We start from the raw sequence: 12927 nt of genomic DNA on the forward strand, positions 1-12927 counted from the left end.
AATTTATGGCTACGAAACGAGCATCGCCATGTCTCCCTGACAATCTACTGAGAGGATCGATTCTGATGAACGCACTGACTGCCGTACAACCGAACGCTGAAGATCCAGCCCAACACTACAGCGGCTTCACACTGAAACCATCAGCCCAGTCGCCACGCTTACTGGAGCTGACTTTCTGTGCTGAGACAACGGAGCAATTTCTGCAAGCCGTCGCGCAGTGGCCAGTACAGGCCCTGGAATACAAATCTTTCTTGCGTTTCAAAGTGGGTCAGATCCTCGACGCCCTGTGCGGCAATCAGTTGCAGCCTCTGCTACTAAAAACCTTACTGAATCGCGCTGAAGGCGCACTGCTGATCAATGCCGTGGGCGTTGATGACGTGGCACAGGCAGAAGAGATGGTCAAACTGGCAACTGCCGTCGCGCATCTTATCGGACGCTCCAATTTTGATGCAATGAGCGGTCAGTACTATGCGCGCTTCGTGGTGAAAAACGTCGATAACTCAGATAGCTATCTTCGTCAGCCGCACCGTGTCATGGAGCTACATAACGACGGTACATACCTCGAAGAAATCACCGACTATGTACTGATGATGAAGATAGATGAGCAGAACATGACTGGCGGTAACTCGCTGCTGCTCCATCTCGATGACTGGGAGCATCTGGATCAGTATTTTACCCACCCGCTGGCACGCCGTGCCATGCGCTTTGCCGCACCGCCAAGCAAAAATGTTAGCCAGGACGTATTCCATCCGGTGTTTGACGTTGACCAGTTGGGCCGTCCGGTCATGCGCTATATCGACCAGTTCGTCCAGCCAAAAGACTATGAAGAAGGCGTCTGGCTGAGCGACCTGTCTGATGCGCTGGAAACCAGCAAGAACATTCTTTCCGTTCCGGTATCGGTCGGTAAATTCTTGCTGATCAACAACCTGTTCTGGCTGCACGGTCGCGACCGATTCACCTCGCATCCTGACCTGCGTCGCGAACTGATGCGTCAGCGTGGCTATTTCGCCTATGCCACTAACCATTACCAGACCCACCAGTAAGCGCGAAGGAAAATAGCGGATGTATGATTTTGTGATTATTGGCGGCGGCATTATCGGCATGTCGACCGCCATGCAGCTGATCGATGTCTACCCGGATGCCAGAATTGCGTTGCTGGAGAAAGAGCCCGGTCCAGCCTGCCACCAGACGGGCCACAACAGCGGCGTGATTCATGCCGGGGTCTATTACACCCCCGGTAGCCTGAAGGCGCAGTTTTGCCTGGCCGGAAATCGCGCCACCAAAGCCTTTTGCGACCAAAACGGCATCCGCTATGACGTTTGCGGAAAAATGCTGGTTGCCACCTCTGCGCTGGAAATGGAGCGAATGCGCGCGTTATGGGATCGCACTGCCGCTAACGGTTTAGAGCGCGAGTGGTTAAACGCCGAAGAACTGCGTGAGCGTGAGCCGAACATCACTGGACTGGGCGGTATTTTTGTCCCCTCAAGCGGAATAGTCAGCTACCGCGAAGTCACCGCTGCGATGGCGAAGATTTTCCAGGCCAAAGGTGGTGAGATTATTTACAACGCGGAGGTCAGCGCGTTAAAGGAACACGCCACCGGCGTTATCGTGCAGACCCGTCAGGGTCAGGAGTATGAGGGTTCGAGCCTGATTACCTGTTCCGGCCTGATGGCCGATCGGCTGGTGAAAATGCTTGGCATCGAGCCCGGATTCATCATCTGCCCGTTCCGCGGCGAATACTTCCGCCTGGCGTCAGAACATAACCAGATAGTCAATCATCTGATCTACCCGATCCCCGACCCGGCGATGCCATTCCTCGGTGTGCATCTCACCCGCATGATAGACGGCAGCGTTACGGTGGGTCCGAACGCCGTACTGGCATTTAAACGCGAAGGCTACCGTAAACGCGACTTCTCGCTTAGCGATACGCTGGAGATCCTCGGCTCTTCCGGCATCCGCCGCGTGCTGCAAAACAACCTGCGTTCCGGGCTTGGTGAAATGAAAAACTCACTGTGCAAAAGCGGATATTTGCGGCTGGTGCAAAAGTATTGCCCGAGCCTGACGCAGAAAGATCTGCAGCCGTGGCCTGCAGGTGTGCGGGCACAGGCGGTGTCACCGGACGGCAAGCTGATTGACGATTTCCTGTTTGTCACCACGCCGCGTTCGATTCACACCTGTAACGCCCCGTCTCCCGCGGCAACGTCAGCTCTCCCGATCGGCGCGCATATCGTCAGCAAAGTTCACGCCCTTCTGGAGAACCAGAGTAATCCCGGACGCACGCTGCGTGCGGCACGTAGCGTGGAGACATTACACGCCGCGTTCACCCGTTAACCTTTTTAAGACAGGAAGCAATCATGCAACTTAACGATCCCACCTTGTTTCGCCAGCAGGCACTGATCGACGGACACTGGCGTGACGCCAACAGCGGCGAGACCATCGCGGTGACCAACCCCGCGAATGGTCAGCAACTGGGTAGCGTACCGAAAATGGGGGCGGATGAAACCCGCGAAGCCATTGAGGCCGCGAATCGCGCCCTGCCCGCATGGCGAGCGCTGACCGCGAAAGAGCGGGCCAATATTCTGCGTCGCTGGTTCAATCTGATGATTGAGCATCAGGACGATCTCGCCCGCCTGATGACGCTGGAACAGGGTAAGCCGCTGGCTGAGGCCAAAGGCGAAATCACTTATGCCGCCTCATTTATCGAGTGGTTTGCCGAAGAGGGCAAACGTATTTACGGCGACACCATTCCCGGCCATCAAGCTGATAAGCGTCTGATCGTCATCAAACAGCCGATCGGCGTTACCGCCGCTATCACACCATGGAACTTCCCTTCCGCAATGATCACCCGTAAAGCCGGTCCGGCGCTGTCGGCAGGCTGCACGATGGTGCTCAAACCCGCCAGCCAGACACCGTACTCCGCGCTGGCGCTGGCAGAACTGGCTAATCGCGCCGGCATCCCGGCAGGTGTTTTCAGCGTCGTGACCGGCTCAGCCAGTGCTGTTGGTAATGAGCTGACTGGCAACCCACTGGTGCGCAAGCTGTCGTTTACCGGCTCCACTGAAATTGGACGCCAGCTAATGCAGCAGTGCGCCAAAGATATCAAGAAGGTGTCACTCGAACTGGGCGGCAATGCGCCGTTTATCGTCTTTGATGATGCCGACCTTGATAAAGCCGTGGAAGGTGCGCTGGCATCGAAGTTTCGTAATGCCGGGCAGACCTGCGTCTGCGCCAACCGCCTGTATGTTCAGGACGGCGTGTATGAGCAGTTTGCCGACAAGCTCCAGCAAGCGGTGAGCAAGCTGCACCTCGGCGACGGTCTGCAACCTGACGTCACCACCGGGCCGCTGATCGATGAAAAAGCCGTCGCCAAAGTGCAGGAACACATCGCCGACGCGCTGGATAAAGGCGCACGCATCGTGGCGGGGGGTAAGGCTCACGCACTGGGCGGCAACTTCTTCCAGCCCACTATTCTGGTAGATGTGCCTGATAACGCGAAGGTCGCCAAAGAAGAGACCTTCGGCCCGCTGGCACCGCTGTTTCGCTTTAAAGATGAAGCTGACGTCATTGCCCAGGCCAACGACACCGAGTTTGGGCTGGCCGCTTACTTCTATGCCCGTGATTTAAGCCGGGTATTCCGCGTTGGCGAAGCGCTGGAGTACGGCATCGTCGGGATTAATACCGGCATCATCTCAAATGAAGTGGCCCCGTTTGGCGGCATTAAAGCCTCCGGTCTTGGCCGCGAAGGTTCGAAGTACGGCATCGAAGACTACTTAGAAATCAAATATATGTGTATTGGCCTTTAATAAAATAAATACTGGAGAACACCTGATGAGCACCAATAAAGAACTCATGCAACGTCGCAGTAACGCCGTTCCTCGTGGCGTAGGACAGATCCACCCGATTTTTGCCGAACGCGCAGAAAACTGCCGGGTTTGGGACGTTGAAGGCCGTGAGTTCCTCGATTTTGCTGGCGGTATTGCAGTGTTGAATACCGGTCACCTGCATCCGCAGATTGTCTCTGCGGTAGAAGCACAGTTGAAAAAACTGTCACATACCTGCTTCCAGGTGCTGGCCTATGAGCCGTACCTCGAACTGTGTGAGATTATGAACAAGAAAGTGCCGGGTGATTTCGCCAAGAAAACCCTGCTGGTCACCACCGGCTCTGAAGCGGTGGAAAATGCGGTGAAAATCGCCCGCGCGGCCACCAAACGTACCGGGACCATCGCCTTTAGCGGTGCCTATCATGGCCGTACCCACTACACCCTCTCATTAACCGGGAAAGTGAACCCGTACTCTGCTGGCATGGGGCTGATGCCGGGTCATGTGTATCGTGCGCTGTACCCTTGCGCGCTGCACGGTATCAGCGATGACGATGCGATTGCCAGCATCCACCGTATTTTCAAAAACGACGCGGCCCCGGAAGATATTGCCGCTATCGTCATTGAGCCCGTACAAGGCGAAGGTGGTTTTTACGCCGCCTCCCCGGCCTTTATGCAGCGCCTGCGCGCAATTTGTGACGAACACGGGATCATGTTGATTGCCGATGAAGTGCAGAGCGGCGCAGGGCGTACCGGTACGCTGTTTGCGATGGAGCAAATGGGTGTGGCCCCCGATCTGACTACCTTCGCAAAATCCATCGCCGGTGGCTTCCCGCTGGCCGGTGTCACCGGACGTGCTGAGGTGATGGACGCCGTCCCACCGGGTGGTCTGGGCGGTACCTATGCCGGTAACCCGATTGCCTGTGCCGCCGCGTTAGCTGTGCTGAACATTTTCGAGCAGGAAAACCTGCTGCAAAAAGCGAACGACCTGGGCAAAACCCTGCGCGATGGTCTGCTGGCCATTGCGGAAACGCACCGCGAGATTGGCGATGTACGCGGGCTGGGCGCAATGATTGCCATCGAGTTGTTCGAAGATGGCGACCACACCAGACCCGATGCCAAACTGACAGCCGACGTCGTCGCGCGTGCACGTGACAAAGGGTTGATCCTGCTCTCCTGCGGGCCTTACTACAACGTGCTGCGCATCCTTGTTCCACTCACCATTGAAGAGGCTCAAATCCGTCAGGGTCTGGACATTATTGCTCAGTGTTTTGCCGAGGCGAAGCAGGGGTAACCCCCGTATCTGAACGGGGATTGTAGGCCGGAAGCAGCGCATGCGCCGCTTCCGGAAATATTGTGATGCCCGGTGGCGCTCCGCTTACCGGGCCTACGGGTAAGGTGCAGGAAGCGACGTCAATAACAATAACGAGGTTTAAAGATGGGGCAAGTGTCACAATCACATGATTTAGGGGGCGGGCTGAAATCACGCCACGTCACCATGTTGTCCATTGCCGGGGTTATCGGCGCCAGTTTATTTGTAGGCTCAAGCGTCGCGATTGCCGAAGCCGGTCCGGCGGTGCTGTTGGCATATCTGTTCGCCGGGTTACTGGTGGTCATGATTATGCGCATGCTGGCCGAAATGGCCGTTGCCACACCCGATACAGGTTCCTTCTCCACCTACGCCGATAAAGCTATCGGGCCATGGGCCGGTTATACCATCGGTTGGTTGTACTGGTGGTTCTGGGTGTTGGTGATCCCGCTGGAAGCTAACATTGCGGCCATCATCCTGCATTCATGGATCCCTGGAGTGCCTATCTGGCTGTTTTCCCTGGTTATCACCCTGGCATTAACCGGCAGTAATTTGCTGAGCGTCAAAAATTACGGCGAGTTTGAATTCTGGCTGGCGCTGTGTAAAGTGATTGCCATTCTGGCATTTATCGCCCTCGGCGCAGCGGCGATTAGCGGCTTCTATCCCTACGCGGAAGTCGGCGGTGTTTCACGACTGTGGGATCAGGGCGGCTTTATGCCCAATGGTTTTGGCGCAGTACTCAGTGCGATGCTAATCACCATGTTTTCCTTTATGGGCGCGGAGATTGTCACCATTGCCGCCGCGGAATCCGACACCCCGGATAAACACATCGTACGGGCGACAAACTCGGTTATCTGGCGTATCTCAATTTTCTATCTGTGCTCCATTTTCGTGGTGGTTGCGCTGATCCCGTGGAACATGCCGGGACTTAAAGAGGTTGGGTCGTACCGCTCGGTACTGGAGTTGCTGCATATTCCGCATGCAAAGCTGATCATGGATTGCGTCATTTTGCTGTCGGTAACCAGTTGCCTGAACTCCGCGCTATATACGTCATCCCGTATGCTCTATTCCCTGAGCCGTCGTGGCGATGCCCCTGCCTTTATGGGTAAAACAAACCGCAGCAAAACGCCGTATGTGGCAGTACTACTCTCTACCGGGGCGGCATTCCTCACCGTTATCGTCAACTATTACGCGCCGGCCAAAGTATTTAAGTTTCTGATCGACAGCTCCGGCGCCATCGCACTGCTGGTCTATCTGGTGATTGCTATTTCTCAGTTACGGATGCGCAAGATCCTGCTGGCGCAGGGCGGTGAAATTAAACTGAGAATGTGGCTCTTTCCATGGCTTACCTGGCTGGTGATCGCCTTTATTGTCTTCGTATTAGTGGTGATGCTCTTCCGTCCGGCGCAACAGCTGGAGGTGGTGTCGACCGGGCTACTCGCCATCGGGATTATTTGCACCGTGCCCATTATGTCACGCTGGAAAAAACTGCTATCGTGGCAAAAAACACCGTTGCAAAATACGCATTAAATCTGATCCCGGCGCAGGCCGGGACATTTATTCAGGAGTAAGAACATGACCGCCATTTCCCAACCGACGGCCATTGATGGGTACCGCTGGCTGAAGAACGATATCATCCGCGGTATATATCAGCCTGATGAGAAACTGCGTATGAGCCTGCTGACTTCACGTTATGAACTGGGCGTTGGGCCACTGCGCGAAGCGCTTTCGCAACTGGTTGCAGAGCGACTGGTCACGGTGGTCAATCAGAAAGGATATCGGGTGGCGCCGATGTCCGAGCAAGAGTTACTCGATATTTTCGATGCCCGCGCCAATATGGAAGCCATGCTGGTGGGTCTGGCTATCGCACGTGGCGACGACGCCTGGGAAGCCGAGATTCTGGCGCGTGCGCATATGCTCAGCAAGCTGGAGGCCGTTGACGCCAGCGAGCAGATGCTTGATGAGTGGGATCAGCGCCATCAGGCGTTTCACACGGCGATTGTTGCTGGCTGTGGTTCGCAATATCTGCTGCAAATGCGTGAACGGCTGTTCTCTCTGGCGGCACGATACCGTTTCATCTGGTTGCGTAAAACGGTGCTGTCGGTAGAGATGCTGGAAGATAAGCACGATCAACATCAAACGCTGACCGAAGCGATTCTGGCACGCGATGCCGCCCGCGCCAGCGAGTTAATGCGCCAGCACCTGCTGACGCCAATACCCATTATTCAGCAAGCCATGTCCGGCAAACTGCTGACGGGAAAAGCCTAGTCGCGAGTTTGGACCCAGAAGGCATGGATAAGGCCTGGGATGTAGCCCAACAGTGTCAAAACGATATTGAGGATAAATGCCCAGCCGAATCCTTTCCCCAGCAACACGCCAAGCGGAGGCAGAATAATAGTAAAAACGATTCTCCAGAAACCCATACACACTCCATACAAGCAAAAAAAATAATCATTTCTTAGAAATCTAAGGTTAGTGAGTTTATCCAACTCTGCCTGGCTTCCCCTGCTGTTTTACCCTCCTTTACGCTCTTTACGCTGGCGTACGATGCTCACTTACTTTAGAATTACCTTAACTTAGAAAACACTAAAGTATATATGACTGAACTCGAACACCTGCAGGCCAGCGCTGAACAGGCTGCCGCCCTACTCAAAGCGATGAGTAATCCAAAACGGTTACTGATTTTGTGCATGCTTTGTGGCTCACCGGGTACCAGCGCGGGAGAGTTAGCCCGCGTTACTGGTCTTAGTGCATCGGCCACCTCACAGCATCTGGCAAGAATGCGCGAAGAGGGGCTGATAGACAGCCAGCGTGATGCCCAGCGCATCCTTTACTCCATTAAAAATGCGGCCGTGAACTCGCTGATCGCCACATTAAAAACACTGTATTGCCCATAAGGAACCACTATGACCATTGGGATGATTTCCCCCCACGAGGCGCAGACGCTGTTAGCTCAGGGCGCAAAACTGATTGATATCCGCGACGCTGACGAGTATCTGTACGAGCATATTCCCGAGGCGCACCTGGCACCGCTATCCACCCTGGAGCAGGGTTCACTCCCCGCAAACTTACGGGCTGAGCGCATTATTTTTCACTGCCAGTCAGGCAAGCGTACACAAAACGCGGCGGCAAAATTGAATGCCGCCGCCGCGCCAGCACAGGTCTGGCTGCTTGAGGGTGGAATCGACGGCTGGAAAGCGGCAGGTCTGCTGGTTGCAAAAGATAGCTCACAACCGTTGCCGCTAATGCGTCAGGTGCAGATTGCCGCAGGCAGTCTTGCCTTGCTTGGCGTCATTCTCGGTTATGCCGTTAACAGCGGCTTCTTCTTACTCAGCGGTTTTGTTGGTGCGGGGCTGGTACTTGCGGGTGTAACTGGCTTCTGCGGTATGGCGCGACTGCTCGACAAAATGCCCTGGAACCGACGTACTCATTAAGCGGTAATAGAAGAAACAGCGCTGTACCCGCCGATTGACGTGATCTATGGTGGGCTTTGTGATTAAGAAAGGAGCGCAATATGTTTAAACCTGGCGATCTGGTGCAACCGCGTATGGGCGGACCAAAACTGAAAGTTGTCGAAGTGAAAGACGAACAAATTGTGGCTGTACAAGCCAGCAATGAAAGCGGCGAAAAATACACCCTAAAAACTGCTGATGTCACGCGATATTCTGAAGAAGGCGATTTCGGCGTCTGCTGAAAATAAGCGGTGAGGTTCCCCTCACCGCATTGATATTAGATCAAAAAATCATCGAGAGATTTACCGGCAGCCAGCGCCTGCGCAATCGGCTTCGGCGTGCGGCCTTGTCCAGTCCATGTTTTTGTTTCACCATTGGTATCCGTAAAACGATATTTCGCCGGACGTGGTTGACGTTTTTTAACCGAACGCGACATTGCCGCCGACATGCTCAACAGTTCTTCAGGATCAATCCCATCGGCTTTCATCATCGCCAGCAGTGTATTAATTTTTTCCTGCTGTTCTGCACGTTGGCGCTGCAGCTGTTCTTCTTCGTCACGTCGTTCTTTGGTGACTACCCGGAGTTTTTCCAGCATATCGTCCAGAACCTCGACGGATAATTCACGCGCCATGGCACGTAGCGATCGAATATTATTTAAGTTTTTTAACATTGAACTCATATTAATAAAACCTCTTTAACGCAAAAACAAAAATCGGTATTACGACGCAAATTGTATGCGAGTGTTTTTTCTTTTTCCAGTCTCTTTTTTGTCGCAAGATATTAAAACGACAATCGCTAATATTATTTACCTTGTCATACAATGAATTTTAGTCACCGATATTTTATATTCGGCCAGCAACCAGAATAAATAGACGTCGTGATATCTCACTGCCGCACCAGATAAACCAATATAGGCATCGCACAGGCGTTGCGGTAGATATGCGAAATATTCGTCAACATTCAAAAAGGAGCGCAAAAAGTTCAGAAAAACAAGTCAAAACAACTTATTGATTTTTAATGATTTTAATTTGCATGACAACGAAAATGCCAAAACGAACAAAAAACAAACCACCACAGAGCATTTTATCGACAAAAAGGCAATAAATAAAAATTTTAAGCTAGTTGCTAGTTATTATGTAGGCAGATATCCTATTAAAACGCGAAAGCGACAAGACAAATCACTAGCAACAAAGGTATTGAAAACCTTTTTTCCCCTTTTTACAAGGAGCATTAACATGTTCTCTCCGCAGTCACGCTTGCGTCATGCTGTAGCAGACACGTTCGCGATGGTTGTTTATTGTTCTGTCGTGAACATGTTGATCGAGATATTCCTTTCAGGAATGAGCTTCGAACAGTCACTGTATTCCAGACTGGTCGCCATCCCCGTCAACATCCTGATCGCCTGGCCATACGGTATGTACCGCGATTTGTTTATGCGCGCGGCACGCAAAGCCACGCAGGCAGGATGGGCAAAAAATCTGGCGGATGTGCTGGCCTATGTCACGTTCCAGTCACCGGTGTATGTGATTATTCTGCTGACGGTTGGCGCTGACTGGCACCAGATCACGGCTGCGGTAAGTTCAAACATCGTGGTCTCAATGCTGATGGGTGCAGTATATGGCTACTTCCTTGATTATTGCCGCCGCCTGTTTAAGGTCAGCAGCTACCACCAGGCTAAAGCATAAAACATCTCATCGCGACTGGCACCGCCAGTCGCGTTATCAGTTTGAACTCACGTCGCCAAACAACCCATTCAAATAACGTTCCAGCGCGATACGCGAGCTAAAGCCGTGTGGAATACCATAATGTTCATGAGTATCGCCGGCTAAATAAAGCGGGAATTGCTGATAGTGATCGCAGGTTTTAATATCCGTGGCTGGTTCTGCCAGTGAAGAACTACGCTCTTTTAGCGTGGGATGAATAACCAATGCGGTACGCCCCATCCGCGCTTCACGGTTTACGTATACATAATTCTCGCCACGTCGATAACCGTATGTTTTCTGTGTGACTACATCAACGGTAAAGCCCACTTTTTCAAGTACGCGCGCCACCTCATCAGGTCGTAAATACATATTATTTTCCTCGTTATCTTTTACTGCGGGCTTACCTTACCTGATTCAGCATTAGCAACGCTTTCAGAAAAGTCCATAAACGAGTGCAGACGGTGAGATGAATATCTTAAGAACAACGCAAATTTATGTCAGCGCCAACCGGAGTTGATATGCAGCCTGCTGCGCCATTTCCGCCGTTCGGATATTGGTGAATGACAGTAATATTCCCCCCTTACCTGCTGAGGTGATGCGCCACCGGCTTAAGGCCTGAACCGCCAACCCGACCTGATTCGCTTTGCGTACTAACGCAGTGTCATCCCCCGCCACGGCGATCACCAGTTGGATCCCGCCCTCTTGTGGTACCACGCTAAACCCCTGCTCTGTCAGAGCGCTTTCCATCCATTGACGCCGTTGGGCATAATGCTGGCGCATCCGTTTTAAGTGCCGCCAGAAATGACCGTCGCGCATAAAATCAGCCAGCGTTTGTTGCCATAAAACCGGGACACTGCAAGCCGTTAGCGCTGCCTGTTGGCGAAAATGTGCGACCTGAGTCAGCGGAACCACCAGCCAGGCTGTGCGTAAAGCGGGAAATAACGATTTACTGAACGTGCCCGCATAAATCACCCGCTGCGGCGCATCCAGACTTTTAAGCGGTGGTAACGGTTTGCCGTGGTAACGAAACTCACTGTCGTAGTCATCTTCGATTACCCACGCCTGTGCGCGGTCAGCCCATTCCAGCAACTGGTGACGGCGGGCCAGAGAAAGCGCCACGCCCAGCGGGCTTTGGTGTGCGGGTGTCAGCAAGGCAAAACGCGCCTGTGGGTAGTCACGGATCCCGGCACTGACATCAAGGCCATCGGCATCAACCGCAACAGGCATCAGCTCAATGCGTTCCTGGGTGACCACGGGCCGAATCAATGGAAAGCCGGGATCTTCGACCCACATCCCCTCGCCGGGTGTGGCCAGCGCACGCAGGATCAACATCATTGATGCCGCATAACCCGACGTAATAAAAACCTGCTCCGGAAGACATTCAATGCTGCGTGACACTCGCAGGTAATCAACTATCGCCTGGCGTAGCAGCAGTTCACCACAAACATCCCCCACTGCGAGGTCAAAACGTGTTTGGGTGCGCAAACGTCGTCCCATGACCCGTGCCCAGATATCGCGCGGAAAAAGATCAAGCGCTGGCAATCCCATCTGAAAAAGCTGTGGTGTACCGTTTTCTCCGGCGAATACGGTAGGGGTTGAGGGCGAGGTTTCCAGTCGCAATTGCTCGCTGACAAAGGTTCCCGCCTGACCGCGTCGCGTAAGCCAGCCCTGCGCCACCAACTCAGCATAAGCGTTTTCTACCGTCGAACGTGAAACTCCCAATTCCTGGGACCAGGTTCGGCTGGAGGGTAATCTTGTGCCAGGCTTAAGATCGCCTTTCTCAATAGCGGTTTTTAACTGACGGGCAATTTGCTGGTAGCGCGGCATTTATGGTCTGCTTTTTAAGTAAAAATATGGCTCTCTTTAGCAGACCATTATAGTGCTACATTGCAGGTCATCCAAATGAGGAGCAATACCATGACAATGTTACGCCAGCCCTATTACGAACTCAGTCCTGAAGTCTATAGCGCCCTGGTTCAGGCAAGCAAAGCGTTGGAAAACTGCGCACTGGAACCCACGCTGACAGAACTGATTTACCTGCGGGTTTCACAAATCAACGGCTGCGCATTTTGCCTTGAAATGCACAGCAAAGCGCTGCGTAAAGCTGGCGTGGAGCAAGCCCGTCTGGATGCGCTGGCGGGTTGGCGTGTGAGTCACCATTTCAGCGAACGAGAACGTGCGGCACTGGCATGGGCCGAGTCCGTCACTCATGTCGCCAGTAGCCATGCCGAAGACGATGTTTATCTGCCACTGCTTGACCATTTTAGTGCCAAAGAAATAAGCGACCTGACCTTCGCAATCAGCCTGATGAACTGCTTTAACCGCCTGGCTGTGGGTATGCGTATGTAATTATGCGCCGCCGGATGGCGGCATAAATGCCTTATCCGGCCTACGATACGCTCTCCTTGCGGTTGGCAAACGCATGTCATTATGCGCCGCCGGATGGCGGCAAAAATGCCTTATCCGGCCTACGATGCGCTCTCCTTGCCGTTGGCAAACGCATGTCATTATGCGCCGCCGGATGGCGGCATAAATGCCTTATCCGGCCTACGATGCGCTCTCCTTGCCGTTGGAAAACGCATGTCATTATGCGCCGTCGGATGGCGGCATAAATGCCTTATCCGGCCTACGATGCGCTCTCCTTG

15 protein-coding genes are annotated in these 12927 nt (G+C 53.4%); 11 read left to right on the top strand and 4 right to left on the bottom strand.

Annotated elements, in window-relative coordinates:
- Window positions 1-65 precede the first annotated feature (65 nt).
- The 6 genes from glaH (at window position 66) to csiR (ending at window position 7395) form a co-directional block, all read left to right on the top strand.
- On the top strand, window positions 66-1043 hold the full coding sequence (gene glaH, locus NNO08_RS17905) for a glutarate dioxygenase GlaH (RefSeq protein WP_271457236.1): 978 nt from the start codon (window positions 66-68) through the stop codon (window positions 1041-1043).
- A 19-nt stretch (window positions 1044-1062) separates the two neighbouring features.
- A complete protein-coding gene (lhgO, locus tag NNO08_RS17910) occupies window positions 1063-2331 on the top strand; it encodes an L-2-hydroxyglutarate oxidase (RefSeq protein ID WP_271457237.1) in 1269 nt (422 codons plus the stop codon).
- 23 nt (window positions 2332-2354) lie between these two features.
- A complete protein-coding gene (gabD, locus tag NNO08_RS17915) occupies window positions 2355-3803 on the top strand; it encodes an NADP-dependent succinate-semialdehyde dehydrogenase (RefSeq protein ID WP_271457238.1) in 1449 nt (482 codons plus the stop codon).
- Window positions 3804-3828: 25 nt separating this feature from the next.
- Window positions 3829-5112 carry a 4-aminobutyrate--2-oxoglutarate transaminase gene (gene gabT, locus NNO08_RS17920; RefSeq protein WP_271457239.1) on the top strand — a complete coding sequence of 428 codons (1284 nt, stop codon included), beginning with the start codon at window positions 3829-3831 and terminating at the stop codon, window positions 5110-5112.
- Window positions 5113-5256: 144 nt separating this feature from the next.
- Entirely contained in the window at window positions 5257-6657 is a 1401-nt protein-coding gene (gene gabP / locus NNO08_RS17925) for a GABA permease (RefSeq protein ID WP_137383548.1), read from the top strand.
- A gap of 45 nt (window positions 6658-6702) precedes the next feature.
- Window positions 6703-7395, top strand: coding sequence for a DNA-binding transcriptional regulator CsiR (gene csiR / locus NNO08_RS17930; protein ID WP_271442299.1), 693 nt, complete (start codon window positions 6703-6705; stop codon window positions 7393-7395).
- Here the strand turns inward: csiR and NNO08_RS17935 are convergent.
- Window positions 7392-7550, bottom strand: coding sequence for a YqaE/Pmp3 family membrane protein (locus NNO08_RS17935; RefSeq protein ID WP_006687217.1), 159 nt, complete (start codon window positions 7548-7550; stop codon window positions 7392-7394). The two genes, csiR and NNO08_RS17935, sit on opposite strands and share 4 nt — an antisense overlap.
- Window positions 7551-7724: 174 nt before the next feature.
- Between NNO08_RS17935 and NNO08_RS17940 the strand changes: the two genes are divergently transcribed.
- From NNO08_RS17940 to NNO08_RS17950, 3 genes are all read left to right on the top strand, one after another.
- Entirely contained in the window at window positions 7725-8024 is a 300-nt protein-coding gene (locus tag NNO08_RS17940; protein ID WP_271457240.1) for an ArsR/SmtB family transcription factor, read from the top strand.
- A gap of 9 nt (window positions 8025-8033) precedes the next feature.
- A complete protein-coding gene (locus tag NNO08_RS17945) occupies window positions 8034-8561 on the top strand; it encodes a rhodanese family protein (RefSeq protein WP_271442298.1) in 528 nt (175 codons plus the stop codon).
- A gap of 80 nt (window positions 8562-8641) precedes the next feature.
- Window positions 8642-8821, top strand: coding sequence for a hypothetical protein (locus NNO08_RS17950; RefSeq protein WP_137383543.1), 180 nt, complete (start codon window positions 8642-8644; stop codon window positions 8819-8821).
- Between the two features lie 35 nt (window positions 8822-8856).
- Here NNO08_RS17950 and stpA read toward each other — a convergent pair whose 3' ends face one another.
- Window positions 8857-9258 carry a DNA-binding protein StpA gene (gene stpA / locus NNO08_RS17955; RefSeq protein WP_271442297.1) on the bottom strand — a complete coding sequence of 134 codons (402 nt, stop codon included), beginning with the start codon at window positions 9256-9258 and terminating at the stop codon, window positions 8857-8859.
- A 556-nt stretch (window positions 9259-9814) separates the two neighbouring features.
- Between stpA and alaE the strand changes: the two genes are divergently transcribed.
- Window positions 9815-10264 carry an L-alanine exporter AlaE gene (gene alaE / locus NNO08_RS17960; RefSeq protein ID WP_003037259.1) on the top strand — a complete coding sequence of 150 codons (450 nt, stop codon included), beginning with the start codon at window positions 9815-9817 and terminating at the stop codon, window positions 10262-10264.
- Between the two features lie 36 nt (window positions 10265-10300).
- On the opposite strand, the gene NNO08_RS17965 is transcribed toward alaE, so the two are convergent.
- Window positions 10301-10651, bottom strand: a complete 351-nt coding sequence (locus NNO08_RS17965; protein WP_005122944.1) for a DUF2002 family protein — start codon at window positions 10649-10651, stop codon at window positions 10301-10303.
- A gap of 123 nt (window positions 10652-10774) precedes the next feature.
- Window positions 10775-12109 (bottom strand): MocR-like pyridoxine biosynthesis transcription factor PdxR, encoded by a 1335-nt coding sequence (pdxR, locus tag NNO08_RS17970; RefSeq protein WP_271457241.1) that lies wholly within the window; start codon window positions 12107-12109, stop codon window positions 10775-10777.
- Between the two features lie 90 nt (window positions 12110-12199).
- Between pdxR and NNO08_RS17975 the strand changes: the two genes are divergently transcribed.
- Complete coding sequence (locus NNO08_RS17975) at window positions 12200-12631, top strand: carboxymuconolactone decarboxylase family protein (RefSeq protein WP_271442295.1); 432 nt, start codon at window positions 12200-12202, stop codon at window positions 12629-12631.
- The last annotated feature ends 296 nt before the right edge of the window (window positions 12632-12927 follow it).

It is taken from the genome of Citrobacter sp. Igbk 17, assembly GCF_028069775.1.
Lineage (GTDB): Bacteria > Pseudomonadota > Gammaproteobacteria > Enterobacterales > Enterobacteriaceae > Citrobacter.